Source organism: Rhodococcus sp. YL-1 (assembly GCF_001942025.1).
Classification (GTDB): Bacteria; Actinomycetota; Actinomycetes; order Mycobacteriales; family Mycobacteriaceae; genus Rhodococcus_F; species Rhodococcus_F qingshengii.
In genome coordinates, this window is sequence record NZ_CP017299.1 from 5,346,857 (window position 1) to 5,370,329 (window position 23,473).

General features: G+C 62.3%; 23 protein-coding genes. 10 read left to right on the forward strand and 13 right to left on the reverse strand.

From position 1 onward, the window contains the following. Positions 1-23: 23 nt before the first annotated feature. Genes hutU through hutG form a run of 3 tightly spaced genes read left to right on the forward strand, consistent with a single transcriptional unit; the run spans position 24 to position 3,917 of the window. Entirely contained in the window at positions 24-1,697 is a 1,674-nt protein-coding gene (gene hutU, locus BH682_RS24790; protein ID WP_064687734.1) for a urocanate hydratase, read from the forward strand. Positions 1,698-1,734: 37 nt separating this feature from the next. Continuing rightward, a complete protein-coding gene (gene hutI / locus BH682_RS24795; protein ID WP_064687735.1) occupies positions 1,735-2,925 on the forward strand; it encodes an imidazolonepropionase in 1,191 nt (396 codons plus the stop codon). Between the two features lie 23 nt (positions 2,926-2,948). Then, complete coding sequence (hutG, locus tag BH682_RS24800; RefSeq protein ID WP_042926100.1) at positions 2,949-3,917, forward strand: formimidoylglutamase; 969 nt, start codon at positions 2,949-2,951, stop codon at positions 3,915-3,917. On the opposite strand, the gene BH682_RS24805 is transcribed toward hutG, so the two are convergent. After that, the gene (locus BH682_RS24805) at positions 3,914-4,567 is read right to left on the reverse strand and encodes a TetR/AcrR family transcriptional regulator (RefSeq protein WP_064687736.1); all 654 of its coding nucleotides are present in this window, start codon (positions 4,565-4,567) and stop codon (positions 3,914-3,916) included. The two genes, hutG and BH682_RS24805, sit on opposite strands and share 4 nt — an antisense overlap. 110 nt (positions 4,568-4,677) lie before the next feature. On the opposite strand from BH682_RS24805, the gene BH682_RS24810 reads away from it, so the two are divergent. Further along, positions 4,678-5,052: a hypothetical protein gene (locus BH682_RS24810; protein WP_064687737.1), complete on the forward strand. Its 375-nt coding sequence runs from the start codon at positions 4,678-4,680 to the stop codon at positions 5,050-5,052. 9 nt (positions 5,053-5,061) lie between these two features. Here the strand turns inward: BH682_RS24810 and BH682_RS24815 are convergent, their stop codons facing one another. The 4 genes from BH682_RS24815 to BH682_RS24830 all read right to left on the reverse strand — a co-directional run bounded on the left by BH682_RS24815 (position 5,062) and on the right by BH682_RS24830 (position 8,547). Further along, complete coding sequence (locus BH682_RS24815; RefSeq protein WP_007732757.1) at positions 5,062-5,613, reverse strand: TetR/AcrR family transcriptional regulator; 552 nt, start codon at positions 5,611-5,613, stop codon at positions 5,062-5,064. Positions 5,614-5,640: 27 nt separating this feature from the next. Then, a complete protein-coding gene (locus BH682_RS24820) occupies positions 5,641-6,327 on the reverse strand; it encodes an ABC transporter ATP-binding protein (RefSeq protein ID WP_003939803.1) in 687 nt (228 codons plus the stop codon). Then, entirely contained in the window at positions 6,324-7,454 is a 1,131-nt protein-coding gene (locus BH682_RS24825) for an ABC transporter permease (protein WP_064074323.1), read from the reverse strand. Before BH682_RS24825 ends, BH682_RS24820 begins: the two co-directional genes overlap by 4 nt. 142 nt (positions 7,455-7,596) lie before the next feature. After that, positions 7,597-8,547: a TauD/TfdA dioxygenase family protein gene (locus tag BH682_RS24830; RefSeq protein ID WP_054781556.1), complete on the reverse strand. Its 951-nt coding sequence runs from the start codon at positions 8,545-8,547 to the stop codon at positions 7,597-7,599. Between the two features lie 175 nt (positions 8,548-8,722). On the opposite strand from BH682_RS24830, the gene BH682_RS24835 reads away from it, so the two are divergent. Together BH682_RS24835 and BH682_RS24840 are read left to right on the forward strand one after the other, a co-directional pair. Beyond that, complete coding sequence (locus BH682_RS24835; RefSeq protein ID WP_064074269.1) at positions 8,723-9,490, forward strand: MerR family transcriptional regulator; 768 nt, start codon at positions 8,723-8,725, stop codon at positions 9,488-9,490. Positions 9,491-9,568: 78 nt separating this feature from the next. Beyond that, complete coding sequence (locus BH682_RS24840; RefSeq protein WP_075835466.1) at positions 9,569-11,125, forward strand: alpha/beta fold hydrolase; 1,557 nt, start codon at positions 9,569-9,571, stop codon at positions 11,123-11,125. A 2-nt stretch (positions 11,126-11,127) separates the two neighbouring features. Here the strand turns inward: BH682_RS24840 and BH682_RS24845 are convergent, their stop codons facing one another. The 3 genes from BH682_RS24845 to BH682_RS24855 all read right to left on the reverse strand — a co-directional run bounded on the left by BH682_RS24845 (position 11,128) and on the right by BH682_RS24855 (position 14,702). Then, entirely contained in the window at positions 11,128-12,648 is a 1,521-nt protein-coding gene (locus BH682_RS24845; RefSeq protein WP_075834428.1) for an AMP-binding protein, read from the reverse strand. Between the two features lie 73 nt (positions 12,649-12,721). Beyond that, entirely contained in the window at positions 12,722-13,843 is a 1,122-nt protein-coding gene (locus BH682_RS24850; RefSeq protein ID WP_003940189.1) for a DUF5938 domain-containing protein, read from the reverse strand. A 55-nt stretch (positions 13,844-13,898) separates the two neighbouring features. Beyond that, on the reverse strand, positions 13,899-14,702 hold the full coding sequence (locus BH682_RS24855) for an SDR family NAD(P)-dependent oxidoreductase (RefSeq protein ID WP_007732778.1): 804 nt from the start codon (positions 14,700-14,702) through the stop codon (positions 13,899-13,901). A gap of 325 nt (positions 14,703-15,027) precedes the next feature. Between BH682_RS24855 and BH682_RS24860 the strand changes: the two genes are divergently transcribed. Beyond that, the gene (locus BH682_RS24860) at positions 15,028-15,630 is read left to right on the forward strand and encodes a TetR/AcrR family transcriptional regulator (RefSeq protein ID WP_030536953.1); all 603 of its coding nucleotides are present in this window, start codon (positions 15,028-15,030) and stop codon (positions 15,628-15,630) included. Here the strand turns inward: BH682_RS24860 and BH682_RS24865 are convergent, their stop codons facing one another. Beyond that, positions 15,631-16,224 carry a TetR/AcrR family transcriptional regulator gene (locus BH682_RS24865; RefSeq protein WP_003940428.1) on the reverse strand — a complete coding sequence of 198 codons (594 nt, stop codon included), beginning with the start codon at positions 16,222-16,224 and terminating at the stop codon, positions 15,631-15,633. Positions 16,225-16,341: 117 nt separating this feature from the next. On the opposite strand from BH682_RS24865, the gene BH682_RS24870 reads away from it, so the two are divergent. The 3 genes from BH682_RS24870 (at position 16,342) to BH682_RS24880 (ending at position 19,211) form a co-directional block, all read left to right on the forward strand. After that, positions 16,342-17,103, forward strand: coding sequence for an enoyl-CoA hydratase-related protein (locus BH682_RS24870; protein ID WP_030536952.1), 762 nt, complete (start codon positions 16,342-16,344; stop codon positions 17,101-17,103). Between the two features lie 241 nt (positions 17,104-17,344). Continuing rightward, positions 17,345-17,860 carry an OsmC family protein gene (locus BH682_RS24875; protein WP_007732784.1) on the forward strand — a complete coding sequence of 172 codons (516 nt, stop codon included), beginning with the start codon at positions 17,345-17,347 and terminating at the stop codon, positions 17,858-17,860. Positions 17,861-17,897: 37 nt separating this feature from the next. Further along, positions 17,898-19,211: a bifunctional o-acetylhomoserine/o-acetylserine sulfhydrylase gene (locus BH682_RS24880; RefSeq protein ID WP_019745377.1), complete on the forward strand. Its 1,314-nt coding sequence runs from the start codon at positions 17,898-17,900 to the stop codon at positions 19,209-19,211. A 64-nt stretch (positions 19,212-19,275) separates the two neighbouring features. Here BH682_RS24880 and bphC read toward each other — a convergent pair whose 3' ends face one another. The 4 genes from bphC to BH682_RS24900 all read right to left on the reverse strand — a co-directional run bounded on the left by bphC (position 19,276) and on the right by BH682_RS24900 (position 23,436). Continuing rightward, positions 19,276-20,196 (reverse strand): biphenyl-2,3-diol 1,2-dioxygenase, encoded by a 921-nt coding sequence (bphC, locus tag BH682_RS24885; protein ID WP_003940493.1) that lies wholly within the window; start codon positions 20,194-20,196, stop codon positions 19,276-19,278. 35 nt (positions 20,197-20,231) lie between these two features. Further along, the gene (locus tag BH682_RS24890) at positions 20,232-21,410 is read right to left on the reverse strand and encodes an acyl-CoA dehydrogenase family protein (protein ID WP_003940250.1); all 1,179 of its coding nucleotides are present in this window, start codon (positions 21,408-21,410) and stop codon (positions 20,232-20,234) included. Positions 21,411-21,581: 171 nt separating this feature from the next. Then, the gene (locus BH682_RS24895; RefSeq protein ID WP_003940235.1) at positions 21,582-22,451 is read right to left on the reverse strand and encodes an alpha/beta fold hydrolase; all 870 of its coding nucleotides are present in this window, start codon (positions 22,449-22,451) and stop codon (positions 21,582-21,584) included. Positions 22,452-22,527: 76 nt separating this feature from the next. Then, positions 22,528-23,436, reverse strand: a complete 909-nt coding sequence (locus BH682_RS24900) for an IclR family transcriptional regulator (protein WP_007729442.1) — start codon at positions 23,434-23,436, stop codon at positions 22,528-22,530. Positions 23,437-23,473 lie beyond the last annotated feature (37 nt).

Genomic DNA, 23,473 nt, shown 5'->3' on the forward strand with positions numbered 1-23,473 from the left:
CTTCAGCAAGCTAGGAGAACACAATGGAAATCAGCACCCCCGGCCACGAGCCGCGCCCCGTCCGCGCTCCCCGCGGCCCCGAGCTCACGACGCTCGGTTGGCAGCAGGAGGGTGCCCTGCGCATGCTCATGAACAACCTCGACCCCGATGTTGCCGAGCACCCGGACAGCCTCGTCGTCTACGGCGGAACCGGTCGCGCAGCGCGTAGTTGGGCTGCCTTCGACGCCATGGTCGCCACGCTGAAGACGCTGAAGAACGACGAGACCATGCTGGTGCAGTCCGGCAAGCCGGTCGGTGTCTTCCGCACCAACGAGTGGGCACCGCGAGTGCTGATCGCCAACTCCAACCTGGTCGGTGACTGGGCGAACTGGGAAGAGTTTCGCCGTCTCGAAGACATCGGCCTGACCATGTACGGCCAGATGACCGCAGGCTCCTGGATTTACATCGGCACCCAGGGAATCCTGCAGGGTACGTACGAGACCTTCGGCGCCATCGCGAAGAAGCGCTACAACGGCTCACTCGCCGGAACGATCACCCTCACTGCGGGTCTCGGCGGCATGGGCGGCGCTCAGCCTCTCGCCGTCACTATGAACGACGGCGTCGCGATCTGCGTCGACTGCGACATCACCCGCATCGACCGTCGTATCGCCCACAAGTACCTCGACACCAAGGCAGACAGCATCGAGCACGCGCTCGAACTGGCGACCGCGGCACGCGATGCCAAGAAGCCACTCTCCATCGGCCTCGAAGGCAATGCGGCAGAGATCTTCCCGGCGCTGCTGGAGATGAAGGCCCCCATCGACATCGTGACCGACCAGACCTCGGCGCACGATCCCCTCGCCTACCTGCCGATCGGCATCGACTTCGGCGACATGAAGACCATGTCGGAGAAGGATCCGCAGCAGTTCACCGAAGATTCCCGCAACGCGATGGCCGCACACGTCAAGGCCATGGTCGGATTCATGGACGCCGGCGCCGAGGTATTCGACTACGGCAACTCCATCCGCGACGAGGCCCGCAAGGCCGGCTACGACCGTGCATTCGACTTCCCCGGATTCGTTCCCGCCTACATCCGTCCGCTCTTCGAAGAAGGCCTCGGCCCCTTCCGCTGGGCAGCGCTCTCGGGTGATCCCAAGGACATCGAGGCCACCGACAAGGCCATCCTCGAACTCTTCCCCGAGAACGAGCACCTGCGCCGCTGGATCACCATGGCCGGCGAAAAGGTTGCCTTCGAAGGCCTTCCGGCTCGTATCTGCTGGCTCGGATACGGTGAGCGCCACCTCGCCGGCCTCAAGTTCAACGAGATGGTGGCCTCGGGCGAGCTCTCCGCACCGATCGCCATCGGCCGCGATCACCTCGACTCCGGATCGGTCGCCTCGCCGTACCGCGAAACCGAATCGATGATCGACGGGTCCGACGCGATCGCCGACTGGCCGCTGCTCAACGCCCTGGTCAACACCGCGTCCGGCGCTTCGTGGGTTTCACTCCACCAAGGCGGCGGCGTCGGGATGGGACGCTCCATCCACGCGGGACAGGTGTGCATCGCCGACGGCACCGAACTCGCAGCCAAGAAGCTCGAAGCAGTTCTCACCAACGATCCCGGGATGGGTGTCATCCGGCATGCGGATGCAGGATACGACCACGCCATCGACACGGCAGCCACCCGCGGCGTCCGAATCCCGATGACCGAGAACTGAAACAGCTTCACCACCTCACCCTGAGTTAGGAATTACATTGACCACGAATGGTTCTCGAACCACCGTTCTGACCAACATCGGAACCCTCGTCACCAATGACCCGACTCTGGGTGAGGGCAAGCTCGGCGTACGGCACGACGCGGCAATCGTTTTCGACGACGGCGTTGTGGCTTGGGTCGGCGATTCCGCCAACGCCCCGGCTGCCGATATCGGTCAGGATATCGGCGGTCGGGCCCTGCTCCCCGGATTCGTGGAGAGTCACTCGCACCTGGTGTTCGGTGGCGAGCGGGCCGAGGAATTCGCAGCTCGCATGGCGGGCGAGAAGTATGCCGCCGGCGGCATTCGCAACACCATCGAAGCGACGCGCTCGGCCACCGACGAACAATTGCAGGCCAATGTCCGACGCCTACTCGACGAATCCCTGCGCTCGGGCAGCACAACCGTCGAATGCAAGACCGGATACGGGCAGAACACCGAGAGCGAACTACGCAGCGCACTGATCGCCGGACAGTTCACCGACGAGGTCACACTGCTGGCCGCCCACGTTCCACCACCCGAATATGCCGGCCGCGCCGATGACTACGTCGCCATGGCGTGCGACGAGATGATCCCTGCCTGTGCGCCACACGCGAAGTGGATCGACGTCTTCTGCGAACGAGGGGCGTTCAACCGCGAACAGGCACATGCAGTCCTCAGCGCAGGCGTCGCCGCTGGACTGATCCCCCGCGTCCACGGCAATCAACTCGGCGAAGGGCCAGGAGTTCAGCTCGCCGTCGAGATGGGAGCCGCGTCCGTCGATCACGTCACCTACGTCACCGCCGAGGACATCGACGCCCTGGCTCAGAGTTCCACCGTCGCAACACTGTTGCCAGGTGCCGACTTCTCCACCCGCAACAAGTACCCCGACGCCCGCACACTGCTGGACGCCGGCGTCACCGTAGCTCTCGGCGCCGACTGCAATCCCGGCACCTGCTACACCACCAGCCTCCCGTTCTGCATAGCAATTGCGGTGCGAGACATGCACATGACACCCGCCGAGGCAGTCTGGGCAGCCACTGCAGGAGGCGCCCGGGCGCTGCAGCGCACCGACGTCGGAACCCTTTCTCTCGGAACACGTGCCGACGCCATCGCGCTCGATGCACCGTCGTACCTCCACCTCGCCTACCGCCCGGGCGTCCCTCTGGTGCGCGAGGTCTGGAAAAACGGCGCACTCGCCACAAGCTACTGAAATACACTCACCGGGAGGCCGTCGTGGCACATCAGATCGCAGTCGACATCGAACCCAAGCCGTGGACCGGGCGCTCCGACGGCACCACTGCCGAGCATCTGCGGTGGCATCATGCCGTGCAACCGTATTCAGCCGAAACAGCTCCCGGCGACTGTGTTCTGATCGGATTCTCCAGCGACGAAGGAGTCCGCCGCAACAAGGGCCGCCGCGGTGCCGCGGATGGCCCCGACGCTTTGCGAGCCGGGTTGGCTTCCATGGCGCTGGCCGAACCACTGCAGATTCAGGACGCCGGAACCGTTGCCGTGTCGGGTGAAGAACTCGAGGCCGGTCAAGCCGCACTCGGGAACGCCGTCAGCGCTGCGCTTGATTCGGGACACTTCCCCGTGGTTCTCGGGGGAGGACACGAAATCGCCTACGGCACGTATCTCGGCGTCGCGGGCTCCGAGTTGCGAACCGCTGGAGCCAAACTCGGAATCCTCAACTTGGATGCGCACTTCGACCTGCGGGGCGATCCGATACCCAGCTCCGGCACACCCTTTCGTCAGATCGCCGAGGACGAAGCCGCGGCAGGCACCTCGCATCAGTACAGCGTGATCGGAATCAGCCAACCGAGCAACACCACGGCACTGTTCGACACGGCTCACCGCCTCGGTGTTCGCTATCTGCTCGACGAAGAATGCGGAGCGATCGGCCGAGGCGTCGTGGATCAGTTCCTCGCAGACTTCCTCGACGACGTCGATCTGGTCTACCTGACCATCGACCTCGATGTCCTGCCTGCAGCTGTGGCGCCGGGCGTCAGCGCACCTGCGGCCTACGGTGTCAGCCTGGAAACCATCCAATACGTATGTGATCGAGTCACGTCCAGCGGAAAGCTCGCGGTTCTCGATGTCGCCGAACTGAACCCGAGCCTCGACGTCGACAATCGCACTGCCCGAACGGCTGCTCGTCTGATCCACCGGATAGTCACGAAGCACGTGCCGGTTCAGCGCTAGCCTCGGCGCGCCTCGAGCGCATCGAGGATGAGATCGAGACCGTAGGCGAACTCATTCGTGTGGTCGTAATCAGGACTCAGACCGTGATCGACGATCATCTCGTGAAGGAAGGGCAACTCTTCAGCCGGAAGGCGCTCGAGGATGTCACTCGCAACTTCTTCGACGTCGCCGGGTGCGCTCATCGGTAGATTCGCCTCCTGGAGAACATATCCGCCGATATAGCTGTCGATCAGCGAGGCTCCGTGCGCGGCCATCGGGAGTGTGAACCCGGCCTTCCGGAGGACTCCGAGCACAGCGTCGAGATGACGCAGGGTCGCCGAGCCAGGGCTGCGTCGCGAATCCAGCAGACCGAGAGCCCAACGGTGCTGCGACAGGACTGTGCGAGCGGAAAAGGCGCGTCCACGGATTGCATCTCGCCAATCCACACACTCACTGTCGGGCAGGTCGATCGCCTCGAAGACCGCATCGACGAGGCCGTCGAGAATCGCATCTTTGTTGGGCACGTGGTGGTAGAGCGACATCGCCTCGATGCCCAGCTCCTGGGCCACCCGTCGCATCGTGACGGCCTCGACACCACCCGCGTCGGCAACGCGGATCGCACCCTCGATTACGCGAGTCCTGTTCAGCGACTGTCGCGGTTGCCGTGACACACAGACTCCCCTCGGCGGAACGAATACGTTGACAACCTTACATGCGTAAGTCACCCTTGCAGGTGTAAGCCAGCCTTACGTTCGTAAGGCGCTCGCGAAGGGAGATCGCAATGCCGATGCCGAGATGGTGGGGACATGTCAACAAGCGAGTGTTCAACCCGCGTGCAATTTCGAGCGGTAAATGGCCGGTACTGACTCACGTCGGACGCACATCCGGCACGACCTACCGGACGCCCCTCGACGCCTATCCGGTCGAGGGTGGCTACGTCTTCATTCTGGTGTACGGATCAGGCTCGGACTGGGTGCAGAACGTCTTGAGAGCGGGAAGCGCTCGACTGTCCGTCGACGAGACGGAGGTGAGCCTCGGCACCCCGCGCCTCGTCGCGAAAGGCGAAGCATTTCAAGCACTTTCCTCAGACGTGTCCGAGCCTCCGAGGCTGCTCCGCATCACCGAGTACCTTCGGATGGATCTGATTACGGCCTGAGGGTGCCCGTCACGCGAGGACCTCACGCACGGCGGACCTGACTTCGTCCATGCTGCAACCGGATTCGATCAGTTCAGTACCCGTATGCACCAGCGAGTTGATCAACTTGGCGGTGAGCTTCGGGTCCGACACGCCACGGAGACGGAGGGCCTCGACCAGAGGAAGCACAAGACTGTCGTGCATTTCCATGATCCGCGAATCTCGAAACGTTTGCGGGGTCAGCGTCGCCAGCGCTCCGACTATCGCATGCTCCCCGTCGGCAACCAGTTGGAGGTTTGCCTCGACGTACGCCCATACCGGATCGTCTGCGCCTGCCATCGCCTCGACGATCTTGTCGTTCCAGCGCGGGAACATGTCTTCGACGACGGCACTGAGGAGATCTTCCCGGGACCGGAAGTAGTGGTAGGCACTCGACCTGGCGAGCCCTGCCTTCGCTGCCACCTCACCGAGCCCCGGCGGCCGGTCCGGGGCCTCGGACAGAAGAGCGTGTGCAGCGTCGAGGAGGGCACGGCGCTGAGCAGCACGATGCTCGACCACAGTGGGCGCATCGATCCTCGGCACCGAATCTCCTCCAGTCCCCTCGCGGGCTTACTCGCTCTGACGCAACCGACCGTCAACCATTTCGAGGATGCGGTCGCAGTGCCCGAGCACGTCGTGATCGTGGGTCACCATGATCGTAGCGACGCCTGCCTCGTGAGTTTCGCGCGAGAGCAGTTCGACCACCTCATGGCTGCGTTTGCGGTCGAGAGCAGCCGTCGGCTCGTCGACGAGCAGTAGCGAGGGATTGCTCATCAATGCCCGAGCGATACCGACGCGCTGGCGTTCACCGCCGGAGAGTTGACCGGGTCGACGATCTGCACGGTGACTCATACCGACCGAGTCGAGCAACTCCTCGGGATCGCGACCCGGCCGCCCCGTGAGCTTGGGAATCAGCCGAAGCTGATCGCGCGCCGTCAGCGCTGGAATCAGGTTGCCGGACTGAAAGACGAAGCCGACCTTGTCTCGTCGAAGTTTGGCGAGAGCACGGGCCGGCATCGCCGACACGTCCACGCCGTCGATGACAATCGTTCCACTCGACGGCCGACCGAGTCCGCCGGCCACAGCGAGCAAGCTCGACTTTCCAGCGCCTGACGGTCCGACGATCGCGACAAGTTCGCCGCACGAGACCTCCAGGTTCACGTTGTCGAGGGCGAGCACGGTGGAGTCACCGTCACCGAATCGAAGACTGACAGCGGTCAATACCAATCCGGTTGTGGTCTTTTCGACTGTGGTCATCGGTTTTCTCCCAATGCGGTGAGCGGGTTGACACGGGTAACACGGACGATGGCAACGGCTGCGCCGACCAGCCCGAGTACCGCCAAGAGCACTGCGCCGTTGACGACTGGGCCGGACTCGAGGGCGAACGGCATCCCCCCGCCTTCGAGCCCCGAACCGAGCCCCAAGCCCAGCAACACACCGAGGCCGATGGAACCAAGCAGCACTACCAGTGCCTGCGCCATGCCGTCACGAAGCAGGAAGCCGGTAGAGGCTCCCATCGCGCGCAGCACTGCGAGTTCACGACCGCGCTGAACCGTCCAGATACTGAAGAATGCACCGACCACCAGGGCCGAAATCGCGTACAGAAACGCCTTGATCATCGACATAGTCATCATTTCCGCGGAGAACCCTGGTGAGGAGTCGAAAGATTCCTCGAGCGTCTTTGCGGACGTTCCCGCCGCCGCATCACCCGACACGAGATCCGGTAACGCGCCACCAATGCCCCGAATCGCAACAACACTTGCTTCGGAATAGGCACTGGCATTGGCGGTTTCGCCGATCTTGGCACCGGCGTGAACCTCCTGCCAAGTACGCAGGGGCAGGTAGGCGACGTCGACGTGACCGAAAGTGCGCTTGTCTTCGGTGAATCCGACAACTGTCAGCTCCGTACCGAGTCGATCGAGTATCACGGTGTCACCGATCGCAACACCGTCGTCACGGAAGGTAGAGCTGACGATGATTTCCGTGTCGGCTTGCAGCCCCCTCCCGTCGGCGGAGACGGGCTCAAGGAAGGAGCCAGGTTCGATGCCGAAGAGCGTGAGATCGACAGGCGTGCCACTGCGAGTTTTTGCATTGACGATCATGTTGCCGAAGAGCTCGGCGTCTTGGACATCGGGTTGCATACGCCATGCCTGCGCCTGCTCCTCGGTGACGACCGAGCGCGAAAACGCTGAGTCGGCTTTGGTGTCCGGTGCGAAGGCAAACGCCTGAATCGGCGTCCGCTGCAAAGCGGAGACACCGTCATTTACCAGTCCGGACGAGAGGCCGGACAGAATCACCATCAGGATCGAGATGAGGGCAACCACGGCACCCATCAAGAGGAATCGATTTCGCGCAAACCACAGTTCACGCAGGGCGAGGAACATTCGGGAAGCTCCAAAGTCGTCGATACGAGTCACGCCGACTTTTATCGACGCCTTGTCGAAATCATATCGACAAGGCGTCGAAAAACCATGTGAGGTGCGTTACTACTTCCCGTAGTAGACACTCGAGGCGCTGAGCGTCGTATCAGCCCCCGACGCCCACCGGTCGATCCCCGACAATCGAGATTCGATCCATCACACGACGAGCCGGGAAGTAGTCACTGGCCGCGTAGTGCTGGCAGGTCCGATTATCCCAGAAGGCAACAGTATTCGGCTCCCACTTCAAACGGACCTGAAATTCCGGACGATTGACGTGGCGATACAGCATCGTGAGAAGTTCGTTCGATTCTTCTTCTGACACACCCAAGATCCGTTGCGTGAAGGTCATGTTGACGAACAACACCCGCCTGCCACTTTCCGGAATGATCCGAACCACCGGATGCTGCACAGCGGGGAACTTCGGACGCAACATCTCGACCGCATCCACCGGCATCGACCTGCCGAACGAGTTGATCCAATCGTGTTCTGCAACAAGCGGGTCGATACGCTTCTTGATGTCTTCAGGAAGCAGATCGTAGCCAGCTGCAGTATCGGCCCACAAAGTGTCACCACCCACCTCCGGCACCTCGACCGCACGAAGAACTGCTGCGAACGAAGGAAACTCGTGCCACGTAACGTCGTTGTGCCAGTTGTTCTCGACTCCGCCGACCATCGCATCCTTCGCCAGTGTCGTGACATCGACGTCCGTCTGCCCGGGCTGCGTGTACTTGAAGAACGGATGCTGTTCGAGATCGCCCCAACGCTCGGCAAAAGCTCGATGTTCCGCTCGGTCGAGGTCCTGATCGCGGAAGAAGAGGACTTTCCATTCGAGGAGAGCTCGGCGGAGTTCCGCAATCACGGCATCAGACAGACCCCCACCGAGTCGAATACCGGAGATTTCCGCTCCGATCGTCGGCGCGACCGCCTTGACCGCAAAGTGTTCGTACGGTGCCGGAACTACCGACTCGGGATTCCGGTGAGCAACGAGTGGACCGTACGCAGCAAGCGGGTCGGTGGGGATCGGAAAGATTGTTGCCGCAGGAAAAAGGGTAGCCATCAGGGCACTTCCTCGAAATCGACGATGTCGTAAAGGACAAAAGTCAGATTAAGTTCACCGCCTTAAAGTGTCAACGGTCACGTTCTCCGGCGCGAATCTTGACCCTGACGCCGCGTCAAGGTTGGAGAATGGTTTTCACAGACGGAATCCGATTCGATCACGGGAGGGCAGGGCGATGATGACCATCGGCGAGCTGGCCAAATTGGCCGGCACCACCGTCAGATCCGTGCGCTACTACCACTCGAACGGCCTTCTCGAAGAACCACAACGCCAACCCAACGGCTACCGCATGTACCGGGCGGTGGACCTGGCACGACTGAGTCGCATCCGCCGCCTGCGCGATCTGGGGATTCCTGTTGCCAAGATCGCCGAACTACTCGACGGCGACGCTCACGACACTCGGTCCGCACTCGATGCCCTCGACAAGGAATTGGCGACGAAGGCCGAACAGATCGCTGTTCAGCGTGCGCACATCGAGTCGCTACGCCGCAATGCCGATCCTGAACTACCCGACGCGTTTTCGGAAGTGCTCGCACAGTACGTCGTTGCCGGTGCGCCGACAGCGTGGATCGACAACGAGCGTGAACTTCTGATCCTCGCACTCACGGTCTCCGGGGGCGATCCCGAGGTCTGCGATTCACTCCTGTCCGCCCATCGCCGGGTATTGGCCGAGCCGAACCGCGAGCAGGCCATCGAATTGATAACTCGTATGTATGCCCTCGCCGACGCACCGGCTGACGCGGACACGATTGCGGCCCTTGCCATTCAGTTCTGCGACTTCACCGAGCGCGTGCTACCCGAACAGGCTGCACCGGAGGACGCTTCCCCCACCCGGCTGGTAGCGGTACTGCGCGAACACCAAGCGGATCGACGAACCGTCACCCAGGAAAGATTCGCGAAGGCTGTGGCCGCGGAGTTCGCCGCCCGTCAATCCCGCCTCTGAAAAACCCTGATTAGCCCCCACATTCGAAGTGGGGTGACCAACACTGCCCGAAAATGGGCTCAACGCAAGGACACGACAATGACTGGATTCACCATGCCCAGATCACGCATGCCTCGATCACGAAGGTGGCTGGCTACCACAATCGCCGCTGCCGCACTCGCCGTACCTGCATTGGCGGCGTGCTCGGATCCTGCTACTCCGCAGGAAGATCCACAATCGAATCTCAGCGCGTTCTACGAACAGGATCTCGAGTGGGGGCCATGCGCCACAGACACCGGAACGTCGACCGCAAGTGAATGCGCCATGGTCACAGTACCTTTGGACTATTCCGCCCCCGACGGCAAGACGATCGAAGTGGCGATCTCGCGGGTCGCATCCACCGACCCCGCACAGCGACGCGGGATCCTGCTCACCAACCCCGGCGGCCCGGGCGGCCGAGGACTGGGATTGCCCGAGATTCTGAATGCGGGCATGACACCGGAAGTCGCAGCGGCATACGACGTCATCGGCATGGACACCCGAGGACTCGGCAAGAGCACACCGATCGACTGCGGCGTCGAACAGATGACATGGATGCGGTCGCCGGGCACCACGGACGAGGGATGGAACGAGAGTGTTGCGCTCGCACGCGAGGCCGCTGACACATGCTGGGACAAGTACCCGGACTATCTGCCGCACATCAATACTCAAAACATCGCCCGAGACCTCGACGTGATTCGTGGCGCCCTCGACCAGGAGAAGGCGTCGTACTTCGGGTGGTCGTACGGCACATACCTCGGTGCAACCTATGCTCAAATGTTCCCGGACAGGATCGACCGTGTGGTTCTCGACAGTGCACCGGATCCGAAGAAATACGGATACGAGATGTTCCAGGACATGGGCCCGGCCAACGAGAAAGCGATCGACGGATTCTCGCAGTGGGCAGCAGAACACAACTCCACCTATGCACTCGGATCGACGCCCGCCGAAGTTCGCGCCCTCATCGAGAAGCTGATCTCGGACGCGGCCACCACTCCGATACAGATCGGTGATCATGCCGTCGATGATCACGTCCTTCCATTCCTGATGTACGTCAACGGAACCGGCGACACCGAGAAGGAAAGTGAGGCATTCGCACAGGTATTGGTTCAGTTGCGCGATCTCGCCGCAGGCAAGACCGTCGAGAACATCCATCCCCAGCTGACGAGATTGATGCAGGCATGGTTCCAGACCGAACTGGGAACCGGTCCTGACTATGCCGGGACAATCGCCATCGTCTGCGGAGACGTATCGATGCCGAGCGATCCCCAGTGGTACCGCAACAAGTTGGAGGAGCACCGTGATGATCAGCCGATCTTTGCCGGCACACACAACACGATCATGCCGTGCGCGTTCTGGCGCAGTGAGGCCCCTACGCGGATCGACATCGACAACAACGTTCCGGCATTGCAGATCCAGGCAACCGGTGACACCCGCACGACGTACGACGAAGGCCTCGGCATGCATGAAGCGATGAAAGGCTCACGGCTCGTGACAGTTCCAGGCCGCACTCATGCGGTGTTCCCGGGCTACGCGAATACTTGCGCGAACGCCGCCGTCAACTCGTACCTGCTCGACGGCTCACTGCCGGCAGAAGACGTGGTGTGCGAGTCGTGACCTCAGCCCGTCAGCTCGCTCTTGATCTCGTTCTTGAGAACTTTGCCGACCTTGGAGCGAGGTAGATCGTCCCAGACGATGACTTGCTTCGGAGTCTTCACACTTCCGATGCGAGCCTTCACGAAAGCCATCACCTCGGCGCCGTCGATGTCGGCGCCGAGGTGCGGTTGCACCACTGCCACAACGCGTTCGCCCCACTTGTCGTCCGGCAACCCGATCACTCCGCAGTCCTGAATCCCCGGATACGCCATGAGTGCCTGCTCCACCTCGACCGAATAGACGTTGAAACCGCCGGTGATGATCATGTCCTTCGCACGGTCGACGATGAACAGGAAATTGTCCTCGTCCAGGTACCCGATATCGCCGGTGTGATGCCAGCCGTGGGCTGACGCTTCCGCGGTTGCGTCGGGGTTCTTGTAATAACCCGCCATCACCAACGAACTGCGAATCACCACCTCACCACGCTCGCCATGTCCGAGCAGCGCGCCTTTGTCATCCATGATCCCGACGGTCACCAGCGGCGACGGTCGACCGGCCGAGGAAAGTCGTGACGTTGCGACAGTGCCGTCCGAGCCGAAGTGCTCCTTCGGTGACATCGTCGAGATCATCATGGGGGCTTCACTCTGCCCGAACAGCTGAGCCATGACCGGGCCGATCTTGTCGATCGCCTCCGCGAGTCTGGTCGGGGAGATCGGCGCCGCTCCGTACCAGAAGCATTGCAGCGAGCTGAGATCCGTGGCAGACAGGGCCTCGTGCTCGAGCAGCATGTAGATGAGCGTCGGCGGCAGGAAGGTGTGAGTCACCTTGTGCTTCTGAACGTTCGCGAGGAAGTACCCGAGATCGGGCTTCGGCATGATCACTACTTCGCCGCCGAGGGCCATGATCGGGAAGCACAGAACACCGGCGGCGTGAGTCAGCGGTGCCAGCGCCAGATACACCGGGCGCCCCTCGAACGGATAACTCATCAAGGTGATTGCGGTCATCGTCTCGATGTTGTGCCCGGTCAACATCACTCCCTTTGGCCGTCCAGTTGTACCACCGGTGCCGACCAGCATGGTGACGTCGTCGGGCGCCGCGGCGTCGAGTTCTTCTTCCCCGAGCCAGCTTTCGAGGGACTGTGCCGAATCCCACTCGCCGTCGATACAGACGAGCGTCACCAACTGGGGAAGAGCATCCTTGATCTGGTCGACGAGCGGCGCATAGGACTTCTGGAAGAACAGAGCGCGACAATCGAACAGATCCAACAGGTCTCGGTTTTCCGCAGCTTCGTTGCGAGGGTTGATCGGGCACCAGACTGCGCCAGCCCTACTGATACCGAATACGCAGGAGAACGAGATCGGGTCGTTGCCGGACAAAATCGCGACCTTTTCGCCCGCCGCGATGCCCGAAGCCGCGAGCGAAGCTGCGAAGCGTCGGCTGAACTGCTGCACCTCGCCGTAGGAGAGAGTGCGCTCCCCCATCGTCAAACACGGTGCAGTGGAACCAAGAGAGGCTCCCTTGTCGAGATAGTCGGTCAAACGCATGGGGAGCCTCCAGGGCGGGGCTCCCGGCGTGCTACACGCCGGGAGCCGTGAACATGATGACGAGGACGACGAGTTAGGCGTTGATGGTTACTTCCGGCTCCAGAGCCAGCCCGAAACTACGTAGCGCGCCGAGCAGTTCGCGATGGCCGAACGCCTGGCAAGCCGAGGCAAGCCCGGTCCGCTTCGGCGCCTGCTGGAGCAGAGAATGCGCTGCATAGGCGTGCAGGAGGCCCGTCTGCTTGTAGTTACAGTTTCCGTGGATCACGACGTGCGAGCGACCCAGCGGGCCCGACGCGTATACGGAGTCGAGTGAGGTGTTGATGCGCGGATTTTCACGAGGGGGCATACCGGCCTGAACCGATCCGGCGATCTCGGCCAAGGCGGCTTCCTGCTCGTCGGCGGGCAGGGTCTTGATCTGCTCCTCCACGATCTTCTGCGTCGCGACAACGCCTTCCATCACGGTGCGGTCGAACACTCCGCCCGCAGCCTTGACGTTGGAAACTCGCGGATCGTTCTTGAACCACACCGGGTGGCATGTTCCGCCCCACGGCAATGCAAGCGCAGTTTCGTGCTGGCCCGGAACGACGACGTCGAAAGTCTGGCCGGGCGCCCACTGCACGTACTTGTTCTGCTCGAGGTAGTACCAGTTTGCCTTGAGGATGGTGAAGATCGTCTGAGTGGACGCGTAGGTGGGAAATCCCTTCCACAGCACGAGGATGTCGAGCGTATCGAGGCCCGGTGTTTCCAGTGCGATATTGGCCGCGATCTCACCGGTGGTGTACATCTGCGCGATACCGGGCGAGAGGAGCAGGCCCTTCTCCTGGTACTTGTCGCTGAACTTCTCCTGGACGTCGAGTACCCAGTCCTGCTCACCGGTTGTGTCCATGTAGTGGCAACCGGCATTCAACGCGGCCTCGACGACGGTCCCGCCGAGCTTGATGAACGGCCCGACCATGTTGCTGACAACCTGTGCACCGGTGAACAATTCGGTGAGAGCCTCGACCGTGTGCTCGACCTCGACGACTTCGTGATCGACGGTGTCCAAACCGGGGATCTTGTCGAGGACCTCTTGGATGCGAGCGGCGTCGCGGCCGGCTGCGATGAACGGGATGTTGAACTCGCGCAGGTATTCACACACCAGACGGCCGGTGTACCCGGAGACGCCGTAGACGATGACGGGCTTCTTTTCGGACATGTTCGTGGAACCTTTCGAAGACGTGAGAAGGGTGTACGTACGAATGAAGGGCGAGCTACATGCCCATGCCACCGTCGACGGGGAGGCCGATACCGGTGATGAATCGCGCGGCGTCGGAGGACAAGAACACAACGGCGTCAGCCATGTCGTTCACTTCACCGAGGCGGCCGAGCGGGGTGAGGCCGATGACGTCTCCGACTGCTGCTTCGGCGCTGGGCCAGAGACCGAGCTTCTCCATGTCCGCCGCGAGTCCGAGACCCATCTCCGTGGCGACAAGACCCGGGTAGATGCAGTTGACGCGGACTCCGTAGCCGAGCTTGCCCGACTCGGCGGCGGCAACTCTGGTGAAGCGATCGACCGCGGACTTGGTCGCGGAGTATCCACTGATCCCGGGAAACGGAATGGTGGCGGCCACTGAAGAGATGTTGATGACGGAACCGCCGGTTCCGGCTACGCCACCCGGACGCATGCTGCGCAGTCCGTGTTTGGTTCCGAGCGCCGTTCCGAGGATGTTGACCTCACACATACGGCGGATGTCGTTCGGATCGAGGTCGACCACCAGCGAGGAAATCTCGATGCCTGCGTTGTTGACGAGGATGTCGAAGCCGCCGAGAGTCTCCGCGGTGGCGGCGACTGCCTCTTCCCAGTTGGCGTCGTCGGTGACGTCCAGCTTTACGAAGCCGGTTTTGACTCCGCCCGAACCAACAGCCTCTGCGGTGGCACGACCCTCGTCTTCGAGAACGTCGCCGATCATCACTGACGCCCCCGCCTTCGCCAACGCCTCAGCCATTCCGGCTCCGAGCCCCTTGGCACCACCTGTGACCAGTGCTTTTCGTCCCTCGAGATCAAACACGCTCATTTTCGACTGCCTCCATGACTGAAACGACTCTCGCGATGCCACCGTTCACAGCGACGCTGCCAAGTGGTGTGAGTCACAGAGTATTCAACTTTGGACGAGTGTCAAGATAAATCTTGACGACTGTCAAGATTTTGTTACACGCTCGTCAAAGACCAGGGGTTACACTGATTCGGACGCGGTGATCGTGCCGCTGTGGAAACCGCAGGGAACAGGACGTGCCATCGTGACCACGACAGTCGAGAAGCCTAGTGAGGCAGGGAAAAAGGCTGCACCTAGCTCACCGGGCCAGCAGTCCGACTCCGCCAAGCGGTCCAACGCAGACAAGGTGTCGCGTCGCCAGGTCGACAAATTCTCCGAGCGACGTGATCAACTCGCCGAGGCCGCACTGCAAACCCTGGCCGAATTGGGCTACGCACGCACGAGCCTGCGCGAAATCGCCCAGAATTCGGAGTTCTCCCACGGCGTCCTGCACTACTACTTCAGCGACAAGGTCGATCTCATCACCCACTGCGTGCGCCACTACAAGGCACGCTGCGTCACCCGCTACGACGGCATCGTCGCCACCGCGAAGACACCGGAGGAACTGAAAACCGGTTTCGGCGCACTGCTCGCCGAGACCATGATCGAAGAACCCACGATGCACCGCCTCTGGTACGACCTGCGCGCGCAGTCGATGTTCGAGGAGTCGTTCCGAGCCGACGTCGCCGCGATCGACGAGAGTCTCGAAAACATGATCTGGCGCATTGTTTCTCGCTACGCCGAGCTTCTCGACGTAGAGGCATCGGTCACCTCGGCGGCGATGTACGCAATCTTCGACGGCCTGTTCCAGCAGAGCCTGCTGCGCCATCTGTCCGGCGATCAGACTGCCGCAAACTATCTTTCGGTGAGCGTCCAGCAGATGCTGCCCCTGGTAGTGCCCACTCCCTGATCAGCGAGCAGCGATGCCTTCCGCGACGTACCTGGCTCCGCGATCGAATTCTCCGACCACGTCGTAATCGGCGTCTTGCCGCCAGAAGCGGACCAACGCTCCGTACGTACCACCGATCATCTGTGCGAGAAAGAGCGGCGGGTAGTCCGATCTCACTTCGCCGGCTTCGATACCGGCAGTGACGATCCGCAGAAGTTCCACGTGGAACCGATGATCGTGGGCCGCCCCCGCTCCGGAGGAGGCGAAGTCGCGCTCGAGTTCTGCAGTCACCATGCGCAGATAGCGCGGGTGCATGATCGCTTGCTGCGCAAAGTCCTGAAAAATCCGGGAGATCCGATCAGAAGTCGGCATCGGCGATTCCATGAGCTGATCCACCAGTGCCGCAAGCTGATCGAGATGATCACTGTGCAACGCCTCGAGAACCGAGTCCTTGCCCTGGAAGTAATTGAAGAAGGTGGCTCGCGACACCTCGGCTCGCTCGGCGATGTCGTCGACGGTCGTGCTGGCGAAACCCTGCGCCGAGAACAGAATTCGAGCAGCCGAGAGCAACCTGTCGTTGGTGTCGCGCTTGTTCTGTTCTCGTTTGGAAATCACGTCGACCTGCCCTTCTCCGCCTCAGAACACAGTCTTCGCCACAGTCCGGAATGTGTCCAATGTCCGTCCCGTCAGGTGACGCACCTCCGCCTCCGATAGGTGGACTACAGTCCAATTATGTCGACTGTTTCCACCGAACGCCATGACCGCGTTCTCATCGTCAGGATCGAACGCGAAGAACGCCGTAACGCGATCAACCGTGAGACTGCCGAGGGAATCGAAGCCGCGCTGAATCTTCTCGACGACGACCCTGATCTGTGGGTCGGCATCATCACCGGAACCCCCAACATCTTTTGCGCCGGAACCGATATCCGAGAGCGGGCCGACCTTCGCATGCCTCGCGGCGGTGAGTACGGCGTCATTCGGCGCCGGCGGAACAAGCCCCTGATCGCTGCAGTCGAGGGCTATGCGCTTGGTGGCGGTTTCGAAATTGCACTGGCCTGCGATCTGATCGTCGCCTCTGCCACAGCGCAATTCGGCCTTCCCGAAACCAAACGCGGTCTGGTTGCGACGTCCGGCGCACTCTTTCGGGCTCCTCGCGCGCTTCCGATCAACGTCGCCCGTGAACTCTTGATCACCGGCCGCACACTCGATCCCGAACGGGCAAAGGACCTCGGCGTCGTCAATGCAGTCACTGCCCCTGGTAAGGCACTCGACGAGGCACTGGTGATGGCAGCGGAGATCTGCGAGTCCTCCCCCACCTCCGTGAGTCTGAGTCTGAAGGCCATCGAGGCTCTCTACGCCGACGCCGACGCCGACGGATGGAAGGTCACCGACGACGCCAAGGACGCAGTGTTGCGCTCTCCGGACATCGCCGAAGGACTCGACGCTTTCGCCAATCGTCGGACACCCCGGTGGAGCGGACTGCCGCCCGCATGACAGACCACAATCCGAGACAGATTTCCTATACGTCTGGTCGGAAAGGGTATGAACCGGTTACAGTCTCTCCTGTGACGGGAATCGGCGCATACGAGACGGGCACGCTGCTGACGCGGCGGCGCCATGTCGACTTTGCGCATGTCTGTACATCCGGGTGTCCGATCTACTGATCGGACCTACGACGTGAGCGCCGCTCACGTCGATACTCGTATGTACACCCAGATCAGGGGACATTTCTGTCATGACCACCGCCTCCATCTCACACCTGAGTTCCGTCGTAGCAGCCAACGCCGACGCCATCGACAAAGACGCCAGCAAAGCGCACGTCGTATTCAAGGCTTCCGCCCAGGCGCACGACGCCGTTGCCAGCACCATTTCTCTCGGTAAGTACAGCGTCGAGGTCGACGAGCCGCCGGCCCTCGGCGGCGAGAACACCGCAGCCAATCCTGTCGAGTACTACCTTGCTTCCCTGCTCTCCTGCCAGGTGGTCACCTACCGCGTCTGGGCGGACAAACTCGGTATCGCTCTCGACGACATCTCGGCCAGAGCCGAAGGTGACCTCGACGTTCGTGGATTCTTCGGCTTCGACGACGCCGTCCGTCCGGGATTCTCCGAGGTCCGCGTGGTCGTCACCCTGACCGGCCCCGAAACCCGCGAGCGCTACCTGGAACTGCAGGAAACGGTCGACGCCCACTGCCCCGTACTCGATCTCACCCGCAATCCCGTCCCAGTGCATACAGTCGTCGAAACCGCCTGACCCGCACCAACCCACCTTCACCACGGAGTATGAATTCATGAGCGAGAACACCCCCGTCGATACCGATCCGACCGCCGATTGGTCGTTCGAAACCAAGCAGGTCCACGCCGGACAGGGCCCGGACAGCGCTACCAACGCTCGGGCGCTTCCGATCTACCAGACCACCAGCTACGTCTTCGACAACACCGACCATGCGGCGGCGCTCTTCGGCCTCGCCGAGCCGGGCAACATCTACACCCGCATCATGAACCCGACGCAGGACGCCGTCGAGCAGCGCATCGCCGCCCTCGAAGGCGGAGTCGCGGCTCTGCTGGTTGCGTCCGGTCAGGCCGCCGAATCCTTCGCGATCCTCAACCTCGCCGAGGCCGGGGACCACATCGTCTCAAGCCCTCGCCTGTACGGCGGCACGTACAACCTCTTCCACTACACGCTGCCCAAGCTCGGTATCACCGTCGACTTCGTCGAGGACCCGGACAACCTCGATCACTGGCGTGAGGCAATCCGTCCGAACACCAAGGCGTTCTACGGCGAAACCATCTCCAACCCCAAGAACGACGTGTTCGACATCCCCGGCATCAGCGCAGTCGCCCATGAGCACGGCATCCCGCTCATCGTGGACAACACGGTCGCAACTCCGTACCTCATTCAGCCGCTGAAGCACGGCGCCGACATCGTCGTCCACTCCGCCACCAAATACCTTGGCGGACACGGCACCGCGATCGCCGGCGTCATCGTCGACGGTGGCACCTTCGACTGGACCCAGGGACGCCACACCAACTTCACGACCCCCGACCCCAGCTACCACGGCGTCACCTTCGCCGATCTCGGCGCACCCGCCTACGCCCTCAAGGCACGCGTTCAGCTTCTGCGCGACCTCGGCTCGGCCATCGCACCGTTCAACGCCTTCCTCATCTCGCAGGGTATCGAGACACTGAGCCTGCGCATCGAGCGCCACGTGTCCAACGCCCAGAAGGTCGCGAAATTCCTCGAGGGCCGCGCCGAAGTCACGTCGGTCGCATACGCCGGACTGGAATCCTCGCCCTGGCACGAGCGCGGAAAGCAGCTGGCTCCCAAGGGAACCGGCGCCATCGTCGCGTTCGAGCTCGCCGGTGGAGTCGACGCAGGCAAGAAGTTCGTCAACGCACTGACGTTGCACAGCCACGTCGCCAACATCGGCGACGTTCGCTCACTCGTCATCCACCCCGCGTCGACGACGCACTCGCAGCTCACCCCCGAGGAGCAGCTCGCTTCGGGCGTCACCCCGGGGCTCGTCCGCCTTGCGGTCGGCATCGAAGGGATCGACGACATTCTCGCCGACCTCGAAACCGGTTTGGCCGCAGCAGCTTCCTGATCTATCGCACGAAAAAGCTCGGCCCCGATATGCATTGGGACCGAGCTTTTTCGTTGCGTAAGAGCTAGCTCTTGGGAGTGAACGCGGCCAGCGGTTCACTCTCGGACCAGTCATGGCCCCAGTAGCTGTCGGCCGTGATTTCCTCAGCGGTGTAGAAGGCTTCGTCGACAAGCATGCCTTCGCAGCCGAACTCCAGATCCCATCCACCCGGTGCGCGCACGTAGAACGACACCATCTTGTCGTTCGTGTGGCGACCCAACGTCGAGGAGATCGAGAAGCCGAGCTTGGCAACACGATCGAGAGCCTGACCGACGGCGTCGAGAGTCTCGGCTTCCATCATCAGGTGCACGAGACCGGGCTCGTCAACCGGCGGCGCCGGGCACAACGCCAGGCTGTGGTGGCGCTGGTTGACACCCATGAAGCGAACGCGGCGAGCCGGCGGCGGCGCATCGATACCGCCGAGACGGATGGAACCGCGCGGGAGGAATCCGAGCACCTCGGTGTAGAAGGTGTATGCCTCGTCGAAACGCGTAACCGGAAGCACCACATGGCCGAGGCCCTGATCGCCGGTGACGAAACGGCCGCCGTGCGGGGTGACCAACGGGCTGTGGTCGAGTACCGGTCCGAAGAAGACCTCGACTCGGTTGCCGTTGGGATCGTCGAATGCGATGACCTGCTCGGCATCGCGGTAGCTGGCGTCGACCTCGGAAAGAACCTCGACCTCGACTCCGGCCTTCTCCACTGCTTCACGAACACGCTGGAGCGCGAACTGATCTCGCACTTCCCAGCCCACTGCGAGAGCCTTGTCCGTCTCACCGGGCAGGACGATCAGTCGCGCACGACGCTCGTCCAGGCGCAAGTAGAGGCCGTCGGCTTCCGGGCCACTACCGACCGCGAGGCCGAGTCCGTCGACCACGAGCTCGCGCCAGCGAGCCACGTCCTGCGTTTGGATCCTGAGATACCCCAGGCCCCGAATTTCAGTCATGCCTAACCGTCCTTGCTTCGAAAGTATTTGTGGGACTAGATCATCGAGCGGTGGATACCCTGCGGTTCGCCACCGAGCTGCGAGAGCGTCGACGCATGGAAAATGGAACCGGGTACGTGGATCGCATGCGCGAGACCGGCATGAGCGTCACGCCAGAACCGCTGCATCGGCGTGTTCAACTGCAAAGCCCCACCACCGGAACGAGCAAAGATCTCGTCCACCGCACGCACCGCCCGCCACGCAGCAGCAGTCTGCGTACGCCGACCGATCGCACGAAGCTCGAACGAAACTTCCTGCCCCTTCTCCGTCATGTCCCAGAAACGATCCACCGTCTCCAAGATCGCAGCCCGAGAAGCAGCGATCTCGGCCGCCGCCTCACCGATCGCGAACAGCACGTACGGATCTTCCTTGATCGGAACACCACTGACCGTCACACGCTCACGCTGCGCCGCCATGTTGCACGCCAACGCACCCTCAGCGATACCGATCAACGACGAGGTGATCCCCAACGGGAAAATGCACGAGAACGGGAACTTGTACAACGTCTCCGTACGACCCGCTTCCTTCCACGCCGTCCCGTCGTACACCTTTCCGGCGTCGATCGTGCGGTAAGTCGGCAGGAACGCGTCCTTGACGATCAGGTCCTTCGACCCGGTTCCGCGCAGGCCCACGACATTCCAGCTGTCCTGGTCGATGTCGTAATCCGAACGCGGCAACAGCACGTGCAGGTGCTTCGGCGGCATCAACGGCTTACCGGACTCGTCACCGACCATCGCACCGATCATGATCCAGTCACAATGATCGGTACCCGAGGAGAACGACCAACGACCGTTGAGGATGTACCCACCCTCGACCGGCCTCGCCACACCCATCGGCGCATACGGCGACGCCATCCACGTATCGGGATCGGTTCCCCACACCTCTTCCTGAGCCTTGCGGTCGAAGAACGCAAGCTCCCACGGATGCACACCGACGATGCCGCTGACCCAGCCCGTGGCACCGTCCATCGCGCCGATAGCCATTGCCGTCTCGGCGAATTCACGCGGATGCGCCTCGAGGCCACCGAACTCCTTCGGCTGGAACATCCGGATGACGCCGGAGTCGCGCAAGCGCTTCGCGCTGCCGTCCGTCAAGCGCATCAGCTTGTCGCCCTCGACTCCGTCAGCGCGGATCTCGTCGGCGAACTGTGAGATGTTGTCCAGAACCTGACCCATGATTTTTCCGGCTTTCTGGTTTCGCTACCCGGCGAGTGCCTGGGCAGAATGAAAATCTGTTGGTGAAACGGTGGCAGGTAGCCCACCGAAGTGCAGAAACGCTTCCCGGTGAGTGGGAGCACCCCTGTGCGCCTTTTTGGTAGTGGGGGCTACCAAAAAGGCGCACGGGCCTTACTTGCCTTCTGGACGCGTCAGAAATGCCAGAACGGACGCGACCCAGGCGTCGCGAGCTTCGATCATCGTCCAGTGTCCGCAGTTGGGGAAGATGTGAACTTCGCCGTTGGGGATGTCGCGCATCGGCAGAATCGCCATGTCCACGGGGCTGACGCGGTCGTCGCGTCCCCAGGTCAACAGCGTCGGCGCCTTGATCTTGTTCAGCTGCGCCCAGTACGGCACGGCGGTCGACGCAGCGGCAGCCGCGCCCATGGCGGCCATGGCCTTGCTGCTGTACATACGACGGGCGATCTCGAGCGTCGTCGGCTCGGTGGCCAGGGCCCAACGCTCTTCGATGAGCTGCTCGGTGACGACGGCACGGTCGAAGACCATCGAATGCAACCAGCGGACCAGAGCTTCGCGGGTGGGGTTGTCGGTGAACTCCATGAGGAGTTTGATGCCTTCACCGGGCCCCGGCGAGAAGGTGTTCTTTCCCATGCCGCCGATGGTGACGAGCTTGCTCACCCGGTGCGGCTCGTCGATCGCGACCTTGGTGGCGACGATGCCGCCCATGGAGTTACCGATCATGTGGACCGGGCCGAGGCCGAGGCCGTCGAGGAACATCCCGACCGACGCCTGCGCCATCATCATCGGATGGTCGGGGCCGGGATCGCTGACGCCGAATCCGGGGAACTCGAGAACGTAGCAGTGGAAGTGCTTCGCGAAGTCCGCGAGAACGCCGCGGTAGTTACGCCAACCGGTGACGCCGGGGCCCGATCCGTGCAGCAGCAGGAGCGGCGGGCCGTCGCCGGCTTCGTGGTACCGGAGCACACCGAGATCGGTCTGCAGTTCCTTCAGAGTTCCCTCGTAGCTCAGTTCAGTCGTCATGGTCCGAACGGTGCCATCAGTACCGCTGAGCTGCTATGACTCGTCCCGATCAGCGAGACAAGTCGATCAAAATACGTCAGATCCAGTGGTCGGACGACGCTGCCAGCAGGCGATCCATCGTCTCCGCCGAGAACGTATTGGTCGGAACGGGAGGCGTTTTGCGGCCGCGGCGAGGAGCACCCAGTTCGGGGTACAGCGTCCGTGAGACCTCGCGAGCCGCGTCGACGACCAGCGGAGCAACTCGCTCGAGCTGAGCGGTCCGCATGTCACCACACAACGCGATGCTGCCGACGGGACCCTCGTGTCCGCGAATTGCCGAAGCCACACAAGCGACTCCACGCGCTGACTCCCCGCGTTCGAAGGCCAGTCCCCGACGCTGACGGATGCGGTTCAGTTCCTGGTGGAGCACAGCGACGTCGGTGATCGTGTTCTCGGTGCAGCGGGGAAGAGAAGCCCCGAACAGAGCGTCGACGCGCTCGGGGTCGATCCACGCCAGCATCGCCTTGCCACCAGCCGTCGAATGAGCGAGCACTCTGCCGCCGACGCGGGACGGGAGCGCCGCGGCGAATCGTCCGCCGACCTTGTCGAGATAGACGCTCTCGCGTCCGTCGAGCACCGACAGGTGAACGACCATGCCGGTCTGCAGGTGCAGTTCGTGCAGAAGCGGTGCAGCGGCTTCGCGGATCTGGCTGTGGCCGCCGTCGCCACCACCGAGGCCGAGCGCGCGACGCCCGAGGCAGTAGCCGAACGATGCGTGATCGACCCAGTCCAGCTTGACCAGCTGATCGAGAATGCGGTGGACCGTGGAGCGCGGCAACTGAGTACGGCACGCGACCTCTTCCAGCGTCAGCCGCGCGGCGCGGCCGTCGAATGCGTCGAGAATCAGTGTCATCCGCTCGACCATCGACGGCGGCAGATCCTTCTTGGGTTGCCCACCGGCAGTCTGGACGGTGGACAGTGTGTCGTTCATGTCAACAATGGTCATGGACGCCTCCCGAAAACTGGAATTGATTCTACCGACT